This window comes from Mycobacterium sp., assembly GCF_049802695.1.
Taxonomy (GTDB): domain Bacteria; phylum Actinomycetota; class Actinomycetes; order Mycobacteriales; family Mycobacteriaceae; genus Mycobacterium.
In genome coordinates this window covers 17,070-38,390 of the sequence record NZ_JBARMY010000049.1, presented here as the reverse complement: position 1 = coordinate 38,390, position 21,321 = coordinate 17,070, and the positions used below count along the sequence as shown (strand labels likewise).

The 21,321-nt window shown below is 65.7% G+C and carries 19 protein-coding genes; 6 read left to right on the top strand and 13 right to left on the bottom strand.

The window, feature by feature from the left end; genetic code table 11:
- Positions 1-5: 5 nt before the first annotated feature.
- Together WA317_RS02000 and WA317_RS01995 are read left to right on the top strand one after the other, a co-directional pair.
- Positions 6-1,139 (top strand): acyl-CoA dehydrogenase family protein, encoded by a 1,134-nt coding sequence (locus tag WA317_RS02000; RefSeq protein ID WP_425171442.1) that lies wholly within the window; start codon positions 6-8, stop codon positions 1,137-1,139.
- On the top strand, positions 1,136-2,377 hold the full coding sequence (locus WA317_RS01995; RefSeq protein WP_425171441.1) for an acyl-CoA dehydrogenase family protein: 1,242 nt from the start codon (positions 1,136-1,138) through the stop codon (positions 2,375-2,377). Before WA317_RS02000 ends, WA317_RS01995 begins: the two co-directional genes overlap by 4 nt.
- Before the next feature lies 1 nt (position 2,378).
- Here WA317_RS01995 and WA317_RS01990 read toward each other — a convergent pair whose 3' ends face one another.
- From WA317_RS01990 to WA317_RS01980, 3 genes are read right to left on the bottom strand one after another with little or no spacing between them, the layout of a single operon-like run.
- Positions 2,379-3,599 carry a CaiB/BaiF CoA transferase family protein gene (locus tag WA317_RS01990; RefSeq protein WP_425171440.1) on the bottom strand — a complete coding sequence of 407 codons (1,221 nt, stop codon included), beginning with the start codon at positions 3,597-3,599 and terminating at the stop codon, positions 2,379-2,381.
- Positions 3,600-3,624: 25 nt separating this feature from the next.
- Positions 3,625-4,761: an acyl-CoA dehydrogenase family protein gene (locus WA317_RS01985; RefSeq protein ID WP_425171439.1), complete on the bottom strand. Its 1,137-nt coding sequence runs from the start codon at positions 4,759-4,761 to the stop codon at positions 3,625-3,627.
- Complete coding sequence (locus WA317_RS01980) at positions 4,758-5,915, bottom strand: acyl-CoA dehydrogenase family protein (protein WP_425171438.1); 1,158 nt, start codon at positions 5,913-5,915, stop codon at positions 4,758-4,760. Before WA317_RS01980 ends, WA317_RS01985 begins: the two co-directional genes overlap by 4 nt.
- A gap of 286 nt (positions 5,916-6,201) precedes the next feature.
- On the opposite strand from WA317_RS01980, the gene WA317_RS01975 reads away from it, so the two are divergent.
- The 3 genes from WA317_RS01975 to WA317_RS01965 all read left to right on the top strand — a co-directional run bounded on the left by WA317_RS01975 (position 6,202) and on the right by WA317_RS01965 (position 9,563).
- Positions 6,202-7,065 carry a mycofactocin-coupled SDR family oxidoreductase gene (locus tag WA317_RS01975; protein ID WP_425171437.1) on the top strand — a complete coding sequence of 288 codons (864 nt, stop codon included), beginning with the start codon at positions 6,202-6,204 and terminating at the stop codon, positions 7,063-7,065.
- 69 nt (positions 7,066-7,134) lie between these two features.
- Positions 7,135-8,010, top strand: a complete 876-nt coding sequence (locus WA317_RS01970) for an enoyl-CoA hydratase-related protein (protein ID WP_425171436.1) — start codon at positions 7,135-7,137, stop codon at positions 8,008-8,010.
- An 8-nt stretch (positions 8,011-8,018) separates the two neighbouring features.
- Positions 8,019-9,563, top strand: a complete 1,545-nt coding sequence (locus tag WA317_RS01965) for an acyl-CoA synthetase (RefSeq protein ID WP_425171435.1) — start codon at positions 8,019-8,021, stop codon at positions 9,561-9,563.
- Here the strand turns inward: WA317_RS01965 and WA317_RS01960 are convergent.
- The 8 genes from WA317_RS01960 to WA317_RS01925 form a co-directional block, all read right to left on the bottom strand.
- Complete coding sequence (locus WA317_RS01960) at positions 9,549-10,400, bottom strand: enoyl-CoA hydratase/isomerase family protein (protein ID WP_425171434.1); 852 nt, start codon at positions 10,398-10,400, stop codon at positions 9,549-9,551. The genes WA317_RS01965 and WA317_RS01960 overlap by 15 nt on opposite strands.
- Positions 10,401-10,405: 5 nt before the next feature.
- Positions 10,406-11,599 carry an amidohydrolase family protein gene (locus tag WA317_RS01955; protein WP_425171433.1) on the bottom strand — a complete coding sequence of 398 codons (1,194 nt, stop codon included), beginning with the start codon at positions 11,597-11,599 and terminating at the stop codon, positions 10,406-10,408.
- A gap of 85 nt (positions 11,600-11,684) precedes the next feature.
- The gene (locus WA317_RS01950) at positions 11,685-12,707 is read right to left on the bottom strand and encodes a hotdog fold thioesterase (RefSeq protein ID WP_425171432.1); all 1,023 of its coding nucleotides are present in this window, start codon (positions 12,705-12,707) and stop codon (positions 11,685-11,687) included.
- Between the two features lie 208 nt (positions 12,708-12,915).
- Positions 12,916-14,418 carry a class I adenylate-forming enzyme family protein gene (locus tag WA317_RS01945; protein WP_425171431.1) on the bottom strand — a complete coding sequence of 501 codons (1,503 nt, stop codon included), beginning with the start codon at positions 14,416-14,418 and terminating at the stop codon, positions 12,916-12,918.
- Positions 14,415-15,356 carry an acyl-CoA dehydrogenase family protein gene (locus WA317_RS01940; protein WP_425171430.1) on the bottom strand — a complete coding sequence of 314 codons (942 nt, stop codon included), beginning with the start codon at positions 15,354-15,356 and terminating at the stop codon, positions 14,415-14,417. The genes WA317_RS01945 and WA317_RS01940 overlap by 4 nt, the downstream gene beginning before the upstream one ends.
- A complete protein-coding gene (locus WA317_RS01935; protein ID WP_425171429.1) occupies positions 15,353-16,513 on the bottom strand; it encodes an acyl-CoA dehydrogenase family protein in 1,161 nt (386 codons plus the stop codon). Before WA317_RS01935 ends, WA317_RS01940 begins: the two co-directional genes overlap by 4 nt.
- Positions 16,510-17,610 carry an acyl-CoA dehydrogenase family protein gene (locus WA317_RS01930; protein WP_425171452.1) on the bottom strand — a complete coding sequence of 367 codons (1,101 nt, stop codon included), beginning with the start codon at positions 17,608-17,610 and terminating at the stop codon, positions 16,510-16,512. Before WA317_RS01930 ends, WA317_RS01935 begins: the two co-directional genes overlap by 4 nt.
- 23 nt (positions 17,611-17,633) lie before the next feature.
- Positions 17,634-18,716 carry an acyl-CoA dehydrogenase family protein gene (locus WA317_RS01925; protein WP_425171428.1) on the bottom strand — a complete coding sequence of 361 codons (1,083 nt, stop codon included), beginning with the start codon at positions 18,714-18,716 and terminating at the stop codon, positions 17,634-17,636.
- A gap of 89 nt (positions 18,717-18,805) precedes the next feature.
- Here WA317_RS01925 and WA317_RS01920 point away from each other — a divergent pair, with 89 nt between their 5' ends.
- On the top strand, positions 18,806-19,666 hold the full coding sequence (locus WA317_RS01920; RefSeq protein ID WP_425171427.1) for an LLM class flavin-dependent oxidoreductase: 861 nt from the start codon (positions 18,806-18,808) through the stop codon (positions 19,664-19,666).
- On the opposite strand, the gene WA317_RS01915 is transcribed toward WA317_RS01920, so the two are convergent.
- Positions 19,663-20,379: an SDR family oxidoreductase gene (locus WA317_RS01915; RefSeq protein ID WP_425171426.1), complete on the bottom strand. Its 717-nt coding sequence runs from the start codon at positions 20,377-20,379 to the stop codon at positions 19,663-19,665. The genes WA317_RS01920 and WA317_RS01915 overlap by 4 nt on opposite strands.
- 46 nt (positions 20,380-20,425) lie before the next feature.
- The gene (locus WA317_RS01910; protein WP_425171425.1) at positions 20,426-21,247 is read right to left on the bottom strand and encodes a FadR/GntR family transcriptional regulator; all 822 of its coding nucleotides are present in this window, start codon (positions 21,245-21,247) and stop codon (positions 20,426-20,428) included.
- Positions 21,248-21,321: the final 74 nt, after the last annotated feature.

Here is a 21,321-nt window from a genome sequence, read left to right as displayed (position 1 = left end):
GCATCATGACTGCCGTCGAGTCCCCCGAAAAGATCCTCTTCGCTTCCACCAGCGATGCGTTTCTGCAAAAAGAGACACCCCTGCGCAAGGTTCGGGAGCTGCACGCGTCGGGCGTGTCTTTCGACTCCGCCTGGTGGCAACGCGCCGCCGACCTCGGCTGGACCGGACTGCTGGTGCCCGGGGAGCTGGGCGGCGGCAGCGTGTCCGAGGACGGACTGGCCGATCTGGCATCGGTCGCCGAACAGATCGGCAAGACGGTGGCACCCGGACCGCTGTACCCGGTCAGCGTTGTGCTGGCCGGACTGGTCGACTCTGCCGAGCGCGCTCAGCACGCCGGCACCATCGAATCGCTGATGTCCGGTGTGACGGTGGCGTCCTGGGCGGTCTATGAGCCTGGCCGGGGCTGGGCACCGATGCAACCGTCGGTGACCGCCACACCGACAGGCTCCGGCTATCGCATCGACGGAGTCAAGGATCGGGTGGAAGCCGGCGCCCAGAGCGACGTCCTGCTGGTGGTCGCCCGCGTCGACGAGCAGGTCGCCCAATTCCTGGTGCCGACGAACGCACCCGGAGTTCGGGTCGAGCCGCAGGACTCGGTCGACTTCGTCAAGCATTACGCGCGGGTTCACTTCGACGGGGTGGTGGTTGAACAGACCGCCACCGTCGGGGGCGCGGGGCAGGCCGGTGCGCTCATCGACCGGCAAAGCCAAATCGCTCAGGTGCTGCAGTGCGCTGAGGTGGTCGGCATCATGCAGACCGTGTTCGACTTCACCGTCCGTTGGGCGTTCGACCGGCACACATTCGGGCGACCGCTGGTCTCTTACCAGGCGCTTAAACACCGCTTCGCCGACATGTTGATGTGGCTCGAGGCCTGCCGCGCAACGACAGCTGCCGCGGTGGCCGACGTCGGGGCCCGCTCGCCGCAGGCGGGCTTGTCGGCCAGCATCGCCAAGTCCTATGTGGGGGAAAAATCCGGCGAACTGCTGCAGGACTGTGTGCAGCTGCACGGCGGCATCGGTGTCACCTGGGAACACGACCTGCACCTGTACCTGCGCCGGGTCGCGCTCTACCGGTCGATGTTCGGGACTCCTGACGAGCACAACCTGCGGGTGTACGCCTGGAAGGAAGCGCCGCAATGACGAACCGCGAAAGCGAATCGGTCGAAGAGTTTCGTGCCCGGGTGAAGGAGTGGCTGGCCGACAATCTGCCGCAGATCGACCCCGCCGCACCACCGGCTGCTCCCCGAGACGACGAACGCAGCTGGCAGCGCGCCCGCGAATTGCAGAAGCGGCTGTACGAAGGCGGGTTCGCCGGCATCTGCTTCCCGCGCGAATACGGCGGTCTCGGCTTGGATTACGAATACCAGCGGGCATTCGACCAAGAGAGTCTCAGCTATGAGATGCCGCTGATCCTGAACACTCCGACGTTCACGATCTGCTGCGCCACGTTGCTCGACACCGGCAGCGAGGAACAGAAGAAACAGCACATCGCCGCTGCTCTGCGTGGTGACGAGGTGTTGGTGCAGCTGTTGTCGGAGCCGAGCGGAGGATCAGATCTGGCCGGTGTGCTGACCCGTGCCGAGCGCGCGGGCGACCGCTGGATCATCAACGGCGCAAAGACCTGGACTACCAGTGCTTTCGCCGCCGACTACGGACTGTGTCTGGCCCGCACCAACTGGGACGTGCCCAAGCATGAGGGGCTGACGATGTTCCTGGTGCCGATCGCCGATCGGGGAATCACCTTGCGGCGCATCACCCAGGTCAACGGCTCCAGCGAATTCTGCGAGGAGTTCCTCGACGGCGTCGAGGTCGGTGACGACGCCGTCGTCGACGAGGTCGACAACGGCTGGGCGGTGGCGTCCAGGCAGCTGTACCACGAGCGCCGCGCGGTCGGCCAGGGGTCCGAATTCGCCAGCGGGAGCGGCAGCGAAGGCGGCCGCGCAACGCCGGTCGACTACGTCGCGCTGGCCCAGCGCACCGGTCAGGCCGACAACGAACGGGTGCGGGAGTTGGCCGGCCGCGCGCTGGTACACCGCGCCGTGAGCGACCAGTTGGCCGGGTCGGTGTACCGCCGGGTCCGCGATGGTGCTCTGCCGCCGGCGGGCGGAACGCTGATACGCCTATTTCACTCTGACACCGTCACGTTGGACGTCGACACCGCGCTGGCGATCACGGGGACGGCCGGGGTGGTGGGTGCCGAAGGTGAGGGTCTGGAAACCGGATTGCGGTACTTGTCGCGGCAGACGGTGGCCATGGGTGGCGGCACTACGGAGATGGCCCGCAACGTCATCGCAGAACGAGTGCTGAACTTCCCGCGCGAATACGCCGCCGACCGCGGGGTGCCGTTCAAGCAGGTGCGGCACGGCAAGTCGACCTGATTCAGAGGATCGCGCCGGTGTCCTTCGCCGCGGCTATTTCATCCCAGTCCAGCCCGAGTTCGAGCAAGATCTCTTCGGTGTGCTGGCCATGTTCCGGGGCGCGCGCCGGTGACGGCGGTGTCTCGTCGTACTGCACCGGCGCGGCGACCATCACGTATTCGGTGCCCTGATCGTCGACGTGTCGCACCAGGTATCCGTTGGGTTCGCTTTGCGGATCGTTGAGTGTCTCTTTCGGCGTCGCCAACGGTGCCCACACCCCCGGCTCATCGGCAAGCGCCTGACGCCAATGCGACAAGTCGTGCTCGGCGAATTTCGCGGCGATCAGGGCGGTCGCCTCGGCGGCGTTGGCCACCAGATTCGACGACGGTACGAAGCGCTCGTCGGTGGCCAGCTCGGGCAAGCCGATCCGTCCGCAGAAGCCGGCCCAGAACTTGTCGGGTTGCAGGAACACCAGTTGGATCCAACGGCTGTCTTTGGTCCGGTATCTGGCGACGAGGGGGTTGATCGCCAGTCCCGGTGGCGCTCCTGGGATTCCGTCGATTCCGAAGAGGTCGGCGACCGAGATGGATGGCGCGATGCTCCACATGGCCTGCGCCAGCAATGACGAGTCGACGACCGTCGGTTTTCCGGTCCGCTCCCGGTGAAACAAGGCCCCGCACACCCCGCCCGCCAGGGTGACGCCGGCCTGTAGGTCGCCGAATGCGGGACCCTGCACAGCCGGGTCGGGGGTGCCGAACGGGGTCAGGGTGTAGGCCACGCCGCCACGGGCCAGATAGGTTGCGGCGTCGAAGCCGCCGTGGTCGCGGTCCGGTCCTCGCATACCCAGCCCGGTTCCGCGGGCGATGATGATATTCGGGTTGAACGCGCGAATGTCCTCGACCGTCAGGTGGGCCCGTTCCAGCGCCGCCGGCAGCCAGTTGGTGAGCAGCACGTCAGCTCGGGCCAGCAGCCGGCCGAACAGCTGGCGTCCGGTCTCGCTTTTGAGATCGATTGCGATGCTCCGCTTCCCGCGGTTTCCCATCTCGAGTAGGAAGTCCACGTTAGCCCGGGCGGCCTGCCGGGTGAAGCCACCGACCACGAGCGCCCGTTGTGGGTCACCGCTGCTGACACTTTCGACCTTGATGACGTCGGCACCCCACTCCGCCAGCGCGACGCCGGCCGCCGGCACATACATCCACGTTGCCAGCTCGACGACCCGGACCCCCGTCAGCACGCCTGCCATCTGCCTACCTTCCGCTGTTTATTTATCAGTGACGCGCCCGGGTGACCGATTGCGCAAGTCGCGCACCGACTTCGGTGAGGTACACGTCGGAGCTGCCGAGAAAGGCGCTCCAGCTCAATAGACGCCGCAGGTAGAGGTGGGCATCGTGCTCCCAGGTGTAGCCGACGCCGCCCAGCACCTGAATGGCGGTGTCACCAACGGTGGCCAGCCTGGCCGCGAACGCTTTCGTCCGGACCGCGGCCAGGTGCCTTTCATCGGGCGCGGCGACATCGGCGGCCCACAGCGCGTGGATGACGCCGCCGCGAGCCAACTCGACCGTTTCATACATGTCGACGCACAGATGTTGAACCGCCTGGAAACTGCCGATCGGCTGGCCGAATTGGTGGCGTACCTTGGCGTGCTCGACGGCCAGCTGCAGCACTGCTCGGGCAGCACCCAAGGCGTCGGCGGCGCGCGCGACCAGTACGTCGTCGGTCACGGCTTGGATAGCCTCCGGCGAGGCCGGTGCGATCCGCTGCGCCGGCACCGCATCGAGCGTGATATTGAACAGTTGACGCGTCGGGTCGACGTCGTGCTGCGGAGTGATTTCCAGGCCGTGGGAAGACGTCTCGACAGCGCAAAGAGCGATGCCGTCAGAACCGTCGGCCAGCACCAGTGCGACGTCGGCGACTGCGAAGTCGGGCACCGACGCGACGGCACCGCTCAGCACCCACCCGTCAACGCCTTGAGTGACAGTCGGGCGGTGTCCGGAGGGAAGGCCGAGGGTCGCGATGGTGGAACCGTCGCTGATGCCAGTCAGCAGCGTCGCGGCGTTGTCGCTGGGGCCCGTTCGTGTCAGGGCCCGGGTGGCCGCGACCGCGCACGACAACCACGGCCCGGGGTACAGCGCAGCACCGAGCTCCTCGGCGACGATGCCGGCTTCGAGCATGGCCATGCCGGCGCCGTCGTACTCCGGCGGCACAAGGACGGCTGTCCCTCCGAGATCGGCGAGACCGCGCCACACTTCGTCTTTTGCGCGACCCTTTGCGCCCTCCCGATCCCGGGCATCGATCGGCGTGTCGAGTGCTTTGCGCACATAGGTTGCGATGTCGGCTTTTGCGGCCACGAAGCGGCGCACGGTATCCCGCAGTGCCTGCTGCTCAGCGGTGAGCTCGAGGTTCATCGGCGCGGCAGGCCCAGGACGCGCTGAGCGGTGATGTTTTTGTTGACCTGGGTCGTGCCGCCGGCGATGGTCAGTGACCGTGACGACAGTCGATAGTCTGCCCAACGGCCGCGTGCTGCTGCCGGCCCGAGGGTGTCGAATGCCAGGGCGGCGAGGTCTTGGCCAACTTCACCCCACACCGTCTTGGCCAGGCCGGCCGAATCGAACGAATCGCGACCATGCAATGCCGCTGAGATCGACCGTTGGCACAGCACCTCCAGGTACTTGATGCGCACAGCGATCTCGCCCAGTCGCCGAAGCGTTACCGGATCCTCGAGCGCTGCGTCACTGCAGGACAGGTCGGCAGTCAGCTCCTCCAGCCGCGCCTGCAGCTCGGCGTAAAGCTTTGCCGCTCCCGCACGTTCGTAGCTGAGTGTGGTGGTGGCGACCTGCCAGCCCTTGTTCAGCGGACCCAGCAGCGAGCCGGCCGGTACCCGCACGTCGGTGAAGAACACCTCGGCGAAGTCATCCGACCCGGTCAACGTGACGAGTGGGCGCACTTGGATCCCTGCCAAGTTCATGTTCACGATCAGGCATGAGATGCCTTTGTGTTTGGGCGCCTCGGGGTCAGTGCGCACGTACAGTTGGCACCAGTCGGCGCGGTGGCCCAGCGACGTCCAGATCTTTTGCCCGTTGACGATGAAGTCGGCTCGGTCGTCATCGCCGTCCCGAACCGCGCGGGTACGCAGCGAGGCGAGATCAGATCCGGCTTCGGGTTCCGACATGCCCTGGCACCAGATGTCGTCGGCCCGCAGCATTCGCGGAAGCAGCGTGCGCTTCTGTGACTCGGTCCCGTAATGCATGACCGCCGGCGCGATGTTGTTGATCCCGATGACGTTGAGCGGCACGGGTGCCCGCGCCCGCGTCATCTCCTCGGCATGCACCAGCTGCTCGAGCAGGGTAGCGCCCCGGCCGCCGTACTCGACGGGCCACGACACGGCTGCCCAGCCTGCGTCCGCGGTGATGCGGTTCCACCCGCGTAGCGTTTCGAACCGGCGCGGATCGGAGCTGCGGCTTCGGCCGGCGGCCACGATGTCTTCGGTGAGATTTGCCATCAGCCACGCCCGCAGCTCGTCGCGGAAATGTTCCAGCTCCGTCGGGTAAGAGAAGTCCACGTCGTCCCATTCGCGTTCATGCGTTGGCTGCGGCCCACGCCGGACTCTACGGTTGAACGGATTCTTGGTCAACGACAACGACGTCGGATCAACGATGCTGGCGCCTTGCTGGCCGGCCGAGCCGAACCGCGCCCTTTCTTCTCTATTTTTAGTATTCTAGATACCATTGAGTCCTTGGTGCTGTGCCTGCCGTTATGCAGCTTCGCGGAAGAGATGCGATGAACTCCGCCGCCAATCGAGTTGAGCAGCAACGTGGATCGGCGTTGATTTACGGAAAGGATCGGCCATGGGCAGAGTGACGGGCAAGGTCGCGGTGATCAGTGGAGCCGCGCGCGGACAGGGGCGTTCGCATGCTCGAATGCTCGCCGCGGAGGGCGCTGACATCATCGCGGTGGATCTGTGTGAAGACATTGAAACCAACGAATACCCGCTGGCCCGCCCGGAGGACCTCGATGAGACGGCGCGACTGGTGGAGAAGGAGGGCCAGCGCGCATTCACCCAGATCGCCGACGTCCGCGACCGCAAGGCCCTGTCCGCCGCTATCGATCAGGGCGTCGCGGAATTCGGTGGTCTCGACATCGTGGTGGCGAACGCGGGTATCGCACCGCTGACCGCGGGCCTGCCACCTGTCGCGTTCGCCGACGCCGTCGACGTCGATCTGGTCGGAGTCATCAACCTCGTGCACGCGAGTCTGAAACACCTGCAGGCCGGCGCGTCGATCGTCGTCACCGGCTCGGTTGCGGCGTTCATGGCCTCGATGAACACCAGCGGTATCGATGGCGGACCCGGGGGCGCCGGGTATGCGTTCTCCAAACTGGTTGTCGCTCACTACGTCAACGATTTCGCGCTGCAGCTGGCGCCCAAGTCCATCCGGATGAATGCGATCCACCCGACGAACTGCAACACGGACATGCTGCACAGCCCGCCGATGTACCGTGCTTTCCGGCCCGATTTGCAGAACCCGGGCAGAGAAGATGCTGAACTCGTGTTTCCGGTGATCCAGGCGATGCCGATTCCCTATGTGGAGCCCGAAGACATCAGCGAGGCGGTGGTGTTTCTCGCCAGCGACGCCGCCCGATACATCACCGGCCAGCAATTGCGTGTCGACGCCGGCGGTTTCCTCAAGGTCAAGCCCTGGTCGGGAGTGTAAGTCCGGTGTGTGACTTGGTGGCGCCGGAGCTCGTCACGTCGTAGCGGAGTCAGCGAAAGGGAGCAGCGGATGGATGTCAGCGAGACGCGCGAGCGAATCATCTACGAAAAAGAAGGACCGATCGCACGCATCACGCTCAACTGGCCCGAGAAAGCCAACGCCCAGGATCAGAAGCTGGCCGAGGAGGTGGACGCGGCCCTGCTGGACGCCGATCGGGACTACGACATCAAAGTTCTGGTCCTGAAGGCGAACGGCAAGGGCTTCTGCTCGGGACACGCGATCGGCAACAACGCCGTCGACTATCCGGCGTTCGTCGAAGGTGCCATGAGAATGGGGCATCCGTGGAAACCGCAAACGGATTTGTTCGTCAAGCCGACGCTGAACCTGTGGGAGTTCTCCAAGCCCACCATCGCCCAAGTGCACGGCTACTGCGTGGGCGGCGGCACGCACATGGGTTTGACCACCGACATCGTCATCGCGTCGGAAGACGCCTACTTCTCCTACCCCCCGCTGCAGGGGTTCGGTATGCCGTCGGGTGAGTGTTCGATCGAGCCTTGGGTTTTCATGAACTGGCGCCGGGCGGCCTATTACCTGTTTCTGGCCGAAGTGATCGACGCCAAGAAGGCGCTGGAAGTCGGTCTGGTCAACGAAGTCGTTCCGCGTGACGAACTCGACGCCCGTGTCGAAGCCATCGCCCGCCATATCGCGCAGGCGCCGATGACAACCCTGCTGGCCACCAAGGCAAACCTCAAGCGGGCGTGGGAGCTGATGGGGATGCGGGTGCACTGGCAGAGCTCCAACGACCTGGTGGCGCTCGCGTCGGTCAGCAAGGATGTGCAGGAGTTGATCCAGCAGGTGTTCAAGGACAAGGTGCTGCCTTCGGAGCAAGCCCGGCGCCAGGCCGCAGCGGCCGCCTCATCGACCGACGGCGCCACCGCCAAGTAGGTTCGCCGGTGCACATCGCCGACCACGCGGCGAAGGCCGCACAGTCGCCGGCATTGATACTGCCCGGCGACGGCTGCATCACGTACGGCGAGTTGTGCGCCCGCAGCCAACGAGTTGCCTCGCTGCTTCACCAGGCCGGGCTGCGACGCGGCGACGGTGTGGCACTGGTCTTGCCGAACCGGCCCGAGTTCTTCGAGATCAGTTGGGGATGCCAACTTTTCGGGCTGTACTACACCGCCGTCAACACCCACTTCACTGCCGACGAAGTCGCCTACGTCATTGACGATTCGGGCGCCACGGCGGTGTTCGTCGACGTATCGATGGCCGACCTGGCCGCACACATCCGAAAGGTCAACGCGGGCGTCGACGTACACATCGCAGTCGGTGGCAGCCTGCCCGGTTGGCGGGCCTACCCGGAGACAGTGGCCTGCGCGGGTGAAGCGCCGCCTTCATCAGCCCTGTCGGACGGATCGGAAATGCTGTACTCGTCGGGCACCACTGGACGGCCCAAGGCGGTCCGCCGGCCGCTGCCCGCGGACGGCAACGGATCCTGGGCGCAGAAGGTTTTGGAGTACACCCTTTCTGTGCGGTATGGCATGTCCGACAAGAGCGTTTATCTGTCGCCGGCCCCGCTCTACCATGCGGCGGGCATCAACTACACCATGGCCGTGCACCGGGTGGGTGCCGCCGCGATCCTGATGCACAAATTCGACGCCGAAGACGTCTTGCGGCTGATCGAACGCTATCGGGTGACGCACGCACAGTTCGTGCCGACCATGTTCGTGCGCATGCTCAAGCTTCCCGACGCGATTCGCGAACGCTACGACGTATCCAGCTCGCAATGTGTGCTGCACGCGGCCGCCCCGTGTCCGGTGGACGTGAAGCACCGGATGATGAAGTGGTTCGGGCCCATCATCTACGAGTATTACGGCGGCACCGAGGGATTCGCAGGTACGACGATCGACCCGCAGGAGTGGCTCGCGCACCCCGGCTCCGTCGGCAAGCCCTTGAGCCCGGTTCATGTGCTCGGTGACGACGGCGCTGAGCTGACGGCTGGAGAGTCCGGTGAGTTGTTCTTCGAAGGCGGGCCGGAGTTCGAATACTTCAACGACCCGGAGAAGACCGCTTCGGTGTCCAACGACCGCGGCTGGCGCACATTGGGCGATATGGGTTATGTCGACAACGACGGTTACCTGTACCTGACCGATCGGTCGACGTTCACCATTGTCTCGGGTGGTGTGAACATCTACCCGCAGGAAGCGGAGAACCTGCTGATCATGCATCCCAAGCTTGTCGACGCCGCGGTGTTCGGTGTGCCCAACGAGGAATTCGGCGAAGAGGTCAAGGCCGTCGTGCAGCCCGCTACCGGCGCCACGCCCGGGCCGGACCTGGCCGCAGAACTCATCGCGTATTGCCGAGACCACTTGGCTGCCTACAAGTGCCCTCGCACCGTCGATTTCGACGCACAGCTGCCTCGGGACCCCAATGGCAAGCTCTACAAACGCCGCATCCGTGAGCGCTATTGGCAGGGACGCACTTCACGTATCTTGTGACGGGCCGGCGTCCTCACGGCCGACGAAAGTGCGGGGATTTAAACCGGATTGCGTGAGCTCGGCGCGCCGGGCCTGGACGTCGGATGCCGCGCCGACCATGTTCGTCAAAATGTGGCTGACTTGAAGGTGAACCCGCATGCCCATCAGCTCCCAGGCGCGTTTGACGTTGTTCTTCACCGCCATCAAGGTGGTGAGCGGGATTTGGCCGATGGTGCGGGCCATCTGCTCGACGGTCTCTTCCAAGTCCTCGCGTGCCACCACCTTGTTCAGCAGCCCCCACTCGAGGGCTTGCTGCGCCGACAGGGTGGGTGCCAGCAACAGCCAGTCCATCGTGCGATGCCAGTTCATCAGCAACCACGGTTCGATCATCGTGTGCCCGCCCGGTTCGCCGAGGCTTTTGGCAAGGGGCATCTGAAAATACGCGTCCTCGGATGCGACACAGAAGTCCGTCAACAGTCCGAGATAGATGCCGCCGCCCACGCAGTAGCCGTGAATCTGCGAAATCGTCGGCTTGGGAAACTCCCACAGGTAAAGCGTCGGCCACAAGAACAAGTCGGCGGTGCCTTTGTACAACTCCTCGAACGTGTCACCGAAGTCCGGGTAGGGGTTCTCGTCGGCGCTCCAGCGGGCGACGTGCCCACCGCAGAAGCCGTTGCCGTTGGCTTTGATGATGACGACTCTGATCTCGCTGTCGCGATCGGCCTCGTGCAGACAGTCGTCGACTTCCCGGACCAGTTGCGCATCCTTGGTGTTGGCTTTATCGACGCGGTTCAAGATGATCCGCGCAATTGGCGGATCTCGTTGATAGATTACCGCTTCGAGGGTGCGCTCCTGCATGTCGGTCAGGCGTTGACTGGTTTGGCGACCTTCATCAGCTTCATCAGGTTGCCGCCCATGATCTTGGCGACGTCTTCTTCCTCGAATTCTTTGAGGTCGTCGACGAAGGTGATCGGGTCCTTCAGTCCCTCGGGGTGCGGCCAGTCAGAGCCGAACAGCACCCGGTCGGTACCCACCATATTGACGATCTCGCTGAACCGATCCTCCCAGAACGGCGTGATGTACACGCACCGCTTGAACGCCTCGATCGGATCTTCGTTGAACGCCTGCGGCATCTTCTTGTAGACGCCCCTGAGGCCCTTGAACAAATCCGGCACCCAGTCGGCGCCGTTCTCGATCGACAAGACGCGCAAATCCGGGTTACGGGACAGCGCGCCGTGGCACACCAGTGCGCCCATCGCGTCCTCGATCGGCCGATGGCCCATGGCCAGACTCCGGAAGGCGGTCGGCTTGAACGGCAGGAATTCGTCGCCCGGCTCCCACACGTTCGCGAATTCGGAGTAACCACTGTCGGAGGCGTGCATCGACACCGGGATCTCGGCGCGAACGCACGCCTGCCAGAACGGGTCGAATTCCTCGAGGCCGAATGACCGGCTGCCGCGGTAGCCGGGAACGGGCGCGGGCCGCACCAGCACCGTGCGGGCGCCGCGCTCCAGGCACCATTCGAGTTCTTCCAGCGCGCGGTCGACGATGGGCAGGGTAATCACCGGCGTGGCGAAGATGCGGTCCTGGTAGTTGAACGTCCAGGTCTCGTACATCCACTGGTTGAGCGCATGGATGACGTCGTGAGTCATCTCCGGGTCATCCTTCATGCGCTCTTCGACCAGGCTGGCCAGCGTCGGGAACATCAGGGCATAGTCGATGCCGAGTTCGTCCATGACTTCAAGCCGCGGAGCCGGTTCGCGGAAGGCGGGAATCGCCTTCATCGGCTCGCCCAGGATCTCGCGGTAGCTCTTGCCTTGAGAGCCGTGGCGGAAGTACTCCTCCTGGGCGCCCGGACGGGCCACCACCTCAAACGTCGGGTTGGGGATGTAATCGCTGATGTGCCCGCGCACAACGATTTTGGTCCGTCCGCGGACCTGCACGTAGTCGATCACGTGTTTGCGCTTGTCAGGCAGGAACTTGGTCAGCGCCTCCTGCGGCTCATACATGTGGTTGTCGGCGTCGAACACCGGGAAGGACAGCTTGCGAGACGGCATGGCGACCTCCTAACAATTCTCGGATCAGCCTGTAGCAGGCGAGTGGTAATGACGTTACCACCTTCGCCCGGCGCGCGGTAAGGGGTCAGCGCCGGCCGTCGCGGTTCACGACCGCGAAGTTGACGGTGGCGGTGGCGGCGAGTTCGTCGTCGCTGCCGCGGAAGATGTCCACCTGAGCGACGACGGTACGCCGTCCGGCCCGCAGGATTCGGGCGACCGCGCGCGCCGAGCCCTCGGTGACCGGCCGCAGATAGCGGATGAACAGGTCGGTGGTTGTCAGGCCAGTGCCCGGCGCCAGATACCGAAGGCTTAGCGAGCCGGCCGCCACGTCGGCGAGCGTGGCGATCAGCCCGCCCTGCAGGGCGCCTGCGGTGTTGACCGTCTGCGGGCGGACCGGCATCTCCATGGTGTACGCGTCGTCATCCTGGGCGGTCTCCCGCAACCCTATTCGGGTGAACAGATCAGCCAGCGACGACGGCGACGACACCTGCGCCCCGGCAGTGGAGTCGTCGGTAGCGCCGAGGGCGCGGACGCAGAATTCGCACAGCTGCGCGGCGTCGACCGGTGTGCCAGTCAATTCAGCGCCCAGCCAATGCAATCGGAGCGCGCCGAGCAGCGTCTGCATGACGATGGCCGCCGCCGCACCGACGTCGAGCCGGGGCCGGAACACGCCCTCGGTGACGCCGCGCTCGACGACGTCGCTGATCAGCTGATGCAGCGGCGACAGCACCCGCGCGTAGTCGCGGGGCCGAGTTTCGGCCAGATGCTGGTTGTAGAGGCTCAGCGCGCGATTGAGACTGTCCTGGGTGCTCGATTCCGGTCGGGCGCTGAGGCGGTCGATGACCAGCTTGAGCGCCGCGTGCGCGTCGAGTCCGACGGTTTCGGCGCGCCAGGACTGAGCCGAGGAAACCATCGTGCGTTCGAACAGCGCCAGCAGCAATTCGTCCTTGCTGTTGAAGTGCTGGTAGAAGGCGCGCAGCGAAGTCTTGGAGCGCGCGACGACCTCTTGCACGGTGAAATCGGTGCGGCCGGTCTCACCCAGAATCGCAACCGCGGTCTTGATGAAGCGGTCACCGCGCGTCGTGAGTTCGTCGTCGCGGGTATCCATGCGCGCTTCCCTTCGTTCGCGGCCTGCTGAGAATGAGGTTACCGCGCGAGAACCAGGCGGCGGCCGAACGCTTCAAAATCACACTTGTCACAGGCGTCTCCGTCTGCCAAGCCATGCGGGGCAGGTCGCCAACCGCTCCACCTTGTAACGCGTGCGGCAGTGCAGCGTCCGCCTCTTTCAGCATGCTGCTGCGGTGGCGACCGGCGGATCAGCCGCCGCGAGCCTGAACCATCGCCGAGCGGTTGACTTTTGTTGCCGCGGTGCGGGGGAGTTCGTCGACGAACTCGACCGTCTTGGGGACCTTGTAGGCGGCGAGCCGGCTTTTGGCGTAGGCGATCACATCCTGCGCGGTCAATGGTGCCGCGGAGTCGGCAGGCTGCACCACAGCGTGCACCCGCCGGCCCCATTCCGGGTCGGCGAGTCCGATGACGACGACGTCGGCGATGCCGGCGTGTTCAGCCAGCGCGCACTCGACCTCTGCCGGAAAGACATTGGCTCCACCGCTGATGATCATGTCGGCACGCCGGTCTGCGATGTAGAGGTATCCGTCCTCATCGAGATGACCGATGTCGCCGCCGGACCGGAAGCCGTCCGCCGTCGACGGCAAGGGCGGCGCGCCGCCCAGGTAGCGGTATCCCGCGCTCATCGGTGCCCGCAAATAGACTTCACCGAGTTTTCCGGGCCCAAGCGCTCTACCGGCCGGATCGAGGATCCGGATTTCGGTGCCCCGGAAGCCGCGGCCGACGCTGCCCGGATGAGCCAGCCACTCGTCACCGCGCAACGCGGTCAGGCCGAGGTTCTCCGTCATCCCATAAGCCATCACCACCTGCTCGGGGCTCAGCAAGTCGAACCAGTTGTGCAGCAGCGCATGCGGCATGACCGCGGCGCCCTGCAGAATCCAGGCCACACTGGACAAGTCCCGGTGTCGGATATCGGGCAGCGCCGCGATACGGGCCAGCATGGTGGGCGTGGCAGTGAAATTCGTCACGCGATGACGTTCGATCGCATCGACCACCAGTGTTGCGTGAAATTTCTCCAGCACCACCAGCCGGTCACCGCCCAGGAGGTTGGTCAGCGGAGCGAAACCGTTGGTGTGATACATCGGCCCGGGCACCAGGATCGTCTGAGGCTGGGCGACCGGTGCCCACACTGCCAGAAAAGGAATGCTCATGTCCGGTGTCCACACTGACTGGGCCAGATTCAGGATCACTTTGGGAACACCGGTCGAGCCGCTACTGCAAATCCCGTTGACGGTCGGCGACACCGCGGTCGGCAGCGGGTCGCCGGACTGGCGGCAGGCAAGCGACGCCAGTACACCGGCGCGCTCCTCGTCAACGAGAACGGCGGGGTTGACGACGTCGAGCACCCGGGACCGTTCCCAGTCCGGCAGATCCCAGCGCATCGGGACGGGGACGGCTCCAATCTTCCAGCAGCCCAGAGCCGCCAACACCAAACTCTCCGAGTTCGGAATCGCCAGCGCCACCAGCGAACCGGTGCATGCGCCAAAGTTCGCCAGCGCGCGGCCCCACTGAGTGGCTTGGGTGTCGAGTTCGGCAAAGCTCAGGGTCGACTCACTGCCGTCGGCCGCCACGCTGACGACTGCAAGGTCGTGGCCGCGTTCTCGGGCCAACTCGTGCAGCCGAATGCCGAAGGGAATTCCGCCGTCCGCCTGACCGAGCGTCTGACCGACTGTCACCGGGCCGGTGCTCATCCTGTCTCCGGGGCTGTCGGAGCGAACAAGGTTTCCAAGTGGGCGTCGCGCACGTCGGGTATCAACCGCAATGCGAGCTCTTCGGCGCCCAGGGGCAGTCGCATCAGCGGTTGGGTGTGCCTGTCCAGGACGCTGACGTCGGACTCGTCGCAAAATCCGAGTGCGCCGAGTAGCTGGTGCGAGGTGCGCAGTACCTGCCGTGCGGTGTCGACGGCTTTGAGCCGAAGCACCAGCGCGTCTGCGGAAAGCGTCTGTCGGGGAGTCGATTCCGGACGGGAAATGGTGAACTTGGCGAGTTCGTAGAGTCCGTGCACCGCGACCCACGCGTCGGCCACGGCGAATTGCACAGCCTGAAATTGCGCCAGCGGTTTGCCGAACTGAACGCGGGACCGCACATGCTCGCAGGCGATGTTCAGCGATTGCTGTACGGCGCCCAGGATCCGCCATGAGCCCAACATCAGATGAAGGTTGACGTCGGCGGCGGGCACCGTGCCCTCCGCTTCGCCGAGAGTAGCCGGCACCAGAAACGGCCCCAGTTTGGCACTGGTTCGCGACGACAACCGCACAGCGTATCGATTGCAGTCGAGATCGGCGGCGACCCACTCACCCGGCAGATCGCCGTGGTCGATACGCGGCCCTGCGGCGTTGACCAGAGCCAGCCGGGCGCCGTCGACGGCCAGCAGTTCCTCGACGAGCGGATATGGCAACGCCGCCGCACCGGCAGTTTGACACAGCACAGCGGCCGCCAGCGCGTCGTCGCCGGCCGACCGGACGTCGAGATCGAAGGCGCCGAGCTCGTCCAGCGCGTGCCGCGCCTGTCGGCGGACCTCGTCGTCAGTCTCGGCCCGCAGGGCGGCTTGCGGGCCGCCCAGCAACGCGAACCGCTTTGCCACGACTCTGGCGAAATCGGAGATATCCGGCGGCAGAGTAGTTTTCACCGCCGACTACCCAGTACTTGACGTGCCACCAGCATCCGCTGCACCTCGATGGTTCCGGACGCGACGGTGGCCGCTTGCGCGTAACGCCAGTGGTCCTCGATGGCACCCAACAGCGGTGCCGAGGGACCGCTGTCCAGCGCGGACGGCCCCAGCACTTCGAACAGCAGCTCGGCCACCTGCTGATCGCAGGTGGTGGCTGCGATGCGGGCGGCACTGGCTGCCGGACCCGCCGACGGGTCGTCCTGCAGCGACACGGCTCGATACGCTAGCAACCTGGCGACCCGCAGGTCGACGAGTGCGCGTACCCAACGAACGCGTAGCGACTCCGGCAGCCGGTCCCAGTCGTCGCCGAGGTCGGCGCGCATCCGGTCCAGCAGCGACTCGCACCGCGCGTACCGGGCTATACCGACGCGCTCGAAAGCCAGCGCCTCGCGCATGATCCGCCAGCCGTCGCCCACCGTGCCGAGGACATCGTCGGGCGCGGCAGGCATGCCGTCGAGGAACACCTCGTTGAGGTGATGCGGACCCAGCATCGATCGGATCGGTCGCACGGTGATGCCGGCCCGGTCCATCGGAATGAGGAAGAGCGTGAGCCGCTGCGGCTTGGGGGCGTCGGGGTCGGTGCACGCCGCCAGCACACACCACGACGCCATCTGCGCGTACGACGTCCACACCTTCTGGCCGGTGATGCGCCAACCGTCGCCGTCCGGCACGGCGCGGGTGCGCAGTGACGCGAGATCGCTTCCGGCTTCGGGCTCGGAGAACCCTTGACACCAGATGACTTCGCCGGCCGCGATGGCCGACAGGTGACGGGCCTTCTGCTCGGGTGTGCCGTAGCGCATCAACGCCGGGCCAACCCAGTTGACGCCCATGTACTGCGGGCCGCGCGGTTCGTGATGCGCCCACATCTCCTCGCGCAGCACGGTCTGCTGCCAGATCGAACCGCCGCCGCCGCCGCCGTGCTCTTCGGGCCAGGCCAGCGCGAGCAGGCCTTCGGAAGCCAGGAGCTTACAGAACGATTCGGTGGTCGCCAGATCTTGCGGGTCGTCGGTGCAGGCACCCAGGAAGCCGTGCGGTATGTGTGCGGTGATCAGCTGTCGCAGCCGGTCTCTCAACTCGACGGCGTCGGCGCCGAGGTCATAATCCATCGTTGTCATTCCTTCGGCAGTCCGAGCACCCGCTCGGCGATGATGTTGCGCTGGATCTCCGATGTTCCGCCGTAGATGGTCGCGGCCAGTGCGTCTTGGCGTTCGAACAGCAGATCCGGGTCTTCGCTGCAACGCGGCCCTGCTGTTGCGGCGCTTAGTTCCCAGACCCGTTGCAGCGTAACCGAACCGAGTAGCTTGAGGATATCCGCCTCCGGGCTCTGCCGTCCGTCGAGCTCATTGCTCAATGCCCGGTATCCGGTGGCGCGCAGCGCCTCGGCGTCGGCGAGCAGCGACCCTAATTCGGTGTAGACGTCCTCGGCTTCCTGACTTTGCGAGGCGGTCCGTATCGAGTTGAGCCCGCGCTGGATTTCTACCCAGTTCATGATCCAGATCATCTGGCGCTCGTGTTGCAGTGATGACAGTGCGACCTGCCAGCCGCCGTCGCAGGGACCGAGCAGGTTGGCCGCAGGCACTTCGACGTCGTCGAGGAACATCTCGCAGAACGTCTCGTCGGAAACCGACGCCATCCTGATGGGTCTGATCGTTACGCCAGGTGATGCGAGATCCAGCAGCAGGCAGGAAATGCCGCGGTGCTTGGGTGCCGCCGGGTCGGTGCGGGCGTACAGCGTGCACCAACGTGACAGGTGTGCCTGCGTTGTCCAGATCTTGTGACCGTTGACCCGGAACACGTCGTCGATGCGCTCCGCGCGGGTGCGCAGGCCGGCGAAGTCCGATCCGGCTTCCGGCTCGGACATGCCCAGTGCCCACCACTCGTCGCCGCGCAGCAGCGGTACCAACAGGCGGTCGACCTGTTCGGGTGTGCCGAATTGGCGGATCGCCGGCGCGACGACGTTGGGTCCGGCGATGTTCGGCAGTTTGGGCGCCGAGCGCATCGCCGCCTCGATGCGGATTTCCATCGCCTCGCGCAGTCCCAGCGAGCGGCCGCCGTGCTCGGCGGGCCACGTCGGCTGCAGCCAGCCGGACTCGAACGCCGCCCGCTGGTATTCCCGCCGTAGGCCGAGATCCCACCGATAGTCGCGGTAACGCTCGCCGTAGTAGTCAGGTGGCAGAAAGTCGGAGAGCCACGCGCTGAACTCGGCGACCACTTCGGCGGTCGTGTCGGTGGCCGTCACGCCGCGCCCCGGGTGAAGCGACGACCCAGGTCGTAGTAGAGCGCCCGACTGTCTCCCAGCGTCGCGGCACCCTGCCAGGCGCACCGCAGATACAGGTGGATGTCATGCTCCCAGGTCTGCGCGATAGCGCCGTGCACCTGCACCGCGGTGCGTGCGGAGCTGACCGCCGCCTCGCCCGCGGTGGCCTTGGCTTGCGCCGCCGCCGTCCATGCCGCAGCGGGTGCGGTGGTGGGATCGTCAAGCCGGGCCGCCGCGGCGTAGGTCAGGCTGCGGGCGCGTTCCAGCAACACGTAGTTGTCGGCCAACGCGTGTTTGACGCCCTGGAAGGCGCCGATCGGCTTGCCGAACTGGCGCCTCGATTTTGCGTGCTCGACTGATCGGGCCAGCACCGCACCGGCCACACCGACCAGGTCGGCGGCCGCGGCGAGCAGTGGCGTTGCCAGCGCAGCGTCGAGGTCGACGGGAGCAACCGCCTCCGGTACGGTGTCGACTTCGATATCTGCAAGCGGTTGAGCCGGATTGGTGGACTCGGCCGCCGGTGCGCTGGTGATGTCCGCACCGTTGTGGGCGATTACGGCCACCACTCCGTCGTCCGATGCGGCGAGTGCGACGATCAGTTCCGCGCGGGAGAGGTCGGGGACTGCGACTGCGCTGCCGCGTAACCGTCCTTGTTGCAGCGTCATGGTCACGCCGGGCAACCGGCGCCCGAGCGGGTGGACTGCCGCGGTGGCGACCACACCACCGGCGATGGCGTCACGGAACTTGTCGGTCACCGGGCCGGCCGCGCGCAATACACCGGCGGCCAGGCCGACGCTGCTGAGCAGTGGGATCGGCGCGATGGCGGCGCCGGACTCCTCGAGCAGCAGCACCAGATCGGTTGCGCCGTAGGCGGTGCCGCCGCCCGCCGCGAAGGCCGCGACCTCCGTCCAGCCGAGCTCGACCGCGATTTCCCAGAGGTTTCGCCAGCGTTTCGGATCCGTCATCACCTGGCGCGCGACATCGGGCGGGCTCTCAGCACGCAGCACCGCGCGCACGCTGTCGCGCAGTGCCAGTTGCTCGGGGCCCGGTCCCACGCTCATAAGGCGTTAACATAGCAAAAATAACAAACTAGCGCGTCTGGTGTCGGCGCCGACGGAGGCGCGAACCTCGGTCCGTATTGTGGTCACCCATGGCCGAGTGGTTTCTGTTCCTGCCGCAGGTGCGGTTAGCGATCACCGACATCGTCGAGCGGGCGCGGCGGGCGGAGGCCAGCGGCTTCGACGGCATCGCATTCATCGATCACCTCGAGGCGCCAGGGCAGCCCGACGAATGCATTTGGGAGGCAATGAGCGTCGCCGGGTGGGTCGCTGCCAAGACGGAACGGCTACGGATCGGCCACCTGGTCCTTTGCGACGCGTTCCGGCACCCCGCGCTGCTGGCCAAACAGGCCGTCACGCTCTCAGCAGCCTCTGACGGCAGATTCGAACTCGGCCTGGGCTCCGGCTCGTGGCCAACCGAGTTCACCCGGTTCGACATCGGCCTGCACGATCCGACCGCGCGCGTCGAACAGCTCGACCGCCACCTGTCGTTACTCAAGCAGTACTGGGGGCGCAGCGATGGCTCCGATCGACCGCAGGCCCCGCTGCCGGAACATCCGATCCCGCTGATTCTCGGTGGCACGGGGCCCCGGATGATGAAACTGGTACGGAAACACGCCGATTGGTGGAACCTGCCGGTGAACCGCATCGATCGGTTGCCCCGCCTGGTGCCAGCAGCAGGAACGGCGCGGGTGTCGGTTCAGCAGATGGTGGGTTTCGTGCGCAGCGGCGCCGATCCGGAGGCAGTGCGCGCGTTGAGCACCCGGCGGTTCGGCTATCTGGACTCCGGACTGGTCTGCGGCGATGCCGCGGAACTCAAACAGCATTTCGCTCTGCTGGCCGGACACGGTGTCGAGCGGTTCTACGTGTGGTTCGCCGACTTCGCCGCGCCGGAAACCCTCGACGAGTTCGGCGAGTCGGTGATCGGGACCTTTCCAGGCTTCGACCGTTAACGCTGCCGGGCGCGGCGGCGGGCTTCCGTCGGCACAATCGGATCGCGGGCGAACGGGCCACGCTTCACCGCGTCCAGCCGGATCTCCGGAAGATCCACCGAGGAGTCCACGGTATCCAGCCAGGCAACCGTCTCGGCGACGTCGGCCACCTGGATGGCGTGCATCTCGAACGGAACGTCCTGCAGCATCTCGGTTTCCACCGGTCCGGGTGTGACGACATGCACGCTGATGCCGTCGCGGTCGACTTCAAGCGCCAGCGCGCGGGCGAAGGCATTCATGCCGGCCTTCGACGCCGAGTAGGCGGTCCGTCCGGGCATCGGCTCATGCGCCGCCGATGAGGAGATGAACACCAGCCGCGAACCGGCCCGCATCCGTGGCAGGACGGCGGACGTCACGACGAAGCAGGAGTCCAGATTGGCCGACATGATCGCTTGCCACTGCTCGAATGTCTGCTTGCGCGCGTAGGTCCCGCCCAGCGTTCCAGCGGCGTGAACGAGCAAGTCCACGGTCGGCAAAGATGCTACGGCGCTGGCGAATCCGGCGGAATCGGAGGCATCGGCAACAACGTAGCGGGCTCCGATCTCCTCAGCGGCCGCGCGCAGCGGATCTTCCCGGCGCGCCGAGAGCACTACGTCATACCCGGATTCGCAAAGCTTACGTGCGCAAGCTTTACCGATTCCGCCGCTACCGCCGGTGACCAGTGCGGTTCTCACCCGGTCCCTCGTTTCAGGCTCGATGGGTTGCGCTGTCACTCGAAGTTCAGAGACGACGGCCTTCCCGTGGCCGTGTCAAGGCTTGCGGCGACAATGCGTAGATGCGTTCGTCGGGTCGACCCGCCAGCACGTGGGTCTGGGTGTCGGCGAGATGACGGGCGGCGATGCGCCGCGCCCGATCGACGTCACCGGCTTCAATCATCTCGGCCAGCTTGACGTGACTGTTGAGCACCGCCCGGCGCTTGCTCATCGACGGATAGGTGCCGCTGGCCGCGCTTTCGTCGGCCCACTGCTGCTCGTGACTCGTCCACAGCGTCTCCAAGGTGCCCACCACCGCAATGATGGTCCGATTGCCGCAACCGCTGACGACGAGATCGTGGAACTGGCGACCTATTTCGGTGAACTGGGCGCCATCGCTGAGGTGCGTCGCCATAGCATCGTTGACCTGCTTGAGCTCAGGCACCAACGTGTCGGCCCGATCGGTCCGCCCCGCAGCCAGCGCCGCACAGGTGGGTTCGAGTTCAAGCAACGCCGTGCCCAGATCGGCGATGCCCACGTATTCGCTCTGCAACAGCAGCCCGAGCATGTAGGCGGCACTGGTCTTCGCCGGCGCGTGCACGACCGCCCCGCCCCGGTTTCCGCGGCGCACGGACACCAAGCCCTCAGTCTCCAGAATTCGCAGCGCTTCCCGCAGCGACACCAGGCTCACATTGAACTGCTCGACCAGCACTTCTTGGCGGGGCAGCAGATCGCCGTCGGCCAGCTCACCGTCGATGATCTGCCGGCGCAGCTCGTCAGCGACGATTTCGGCGATCCGCGGTGCGGACAACCGGCGTCTGGCCTCGGGGCCAACTCCCAGCGTGGTCATAGATCCTCAACGATCGCGGACGAAGCGCGCGATCTACGGCGTGCGCGCGGTAAATGCGTATCTTAGCAGTAATG

Bases quoted from the DNA above. Each gene is read 5' to 3' on its own strand.
- WA317_RS02000 (WP_425171442.1), top strand. From the start codon at position 6: ATGACTGCCGTCGAGTCCCCCGAAAAGATCCTCTTCGCTTCCACCAGC.
- WA317_RS01995 (WP_425171441.1), top strand. From the start codon at position 1,136: ATGACGAACCGCGAAAGCGAATCGGTCGAAGAGTTTCGTGCCCGGGTG.
- WA317_RS01990 (WP_425171440.1), bottom strand. From the start codon at position 3,599: ATGGCAGGCGTGCTGACGGGGGTCCGGGTCGTCGAGCTGGCAACGTGG.
- WA317_RS01985 (WP_425171439.1), bottom strand. From the start codon at position 4,761: ATGAACCTCGAGCTCACCGCTGAGCAGCAGGCACTGCGGGATACCGTG.
- WA317_RS01975 (WP_425171437.1), top strand. From the start codon at position 6,202: ATGGGCAGAGTGACGGGCAAGGTCGCGGTGATCAGTGGAGCCGCGCGC.
- WA317_RS01970 (WP_425171436.1), top strand. From the start codon at position 7,135: ATGGATGTCAGCGAGACGCGCGAGCGAATCATCTACGAAAAAGAAGGA.
- WA317_RS01960 (WP_425171434.1), bottom strand. From the start codon at position 10,400: ATGCAGGAGCGCACCCTCGAAGCGGTAATCTATCAACGAGATCCGCCA.
- WA317_RS01955 (WP_425171433.1), bottom strand. From the start codon at position 11,599: ATGCCGTCTCGCAAGCTGTCCTTCCCGGTGTTCGACGCCGACAACCAC.
- WA317_RS01950 (WP_425171432.1), bottom strand. From the start codon at position 12,707: ATGGATACCCGCGACGACGAACTCACGACGCGCGGTGACCGCTTCATC.
- WA317_RS01945 (WP_425171431.1), bottom strand. From the start codon at position 14,418: ATGAGCACCGGCCCGGTGACAGTCGGTCAGACGCTCGGTCAGGCGGAC.
- WA317_RS01935 (WP_425171429.1), bottom strand. From the start codon at position 16,513: ATGACAACGATGGATTATGACCTCGGCGCCGACGCCGTCGAGTTGAGA.
- WA317_RS01925 (WP_425171428.1), bottom strand. From the start codon at position 18,716: ATGAGCGTGGGACCGGGCCCCGAGCAACTGGCACTGCGCGACAGCGTG.
- WA317_RS01920 (WP_425171427.1), top strand. From the start codon at position 18,806: ATGGCCGAGTGGTTTCTGTTCCTGCCGCAGGTGCGGTTAGCGATCACC.
- WA317_RS01910 (WP_425171425.1), bottom strand. From the start codon at position 21,247: ATGACCACGCTGGGAGTTGGCCCCGAGGCCAGACGCCGGTTGTCCGCA.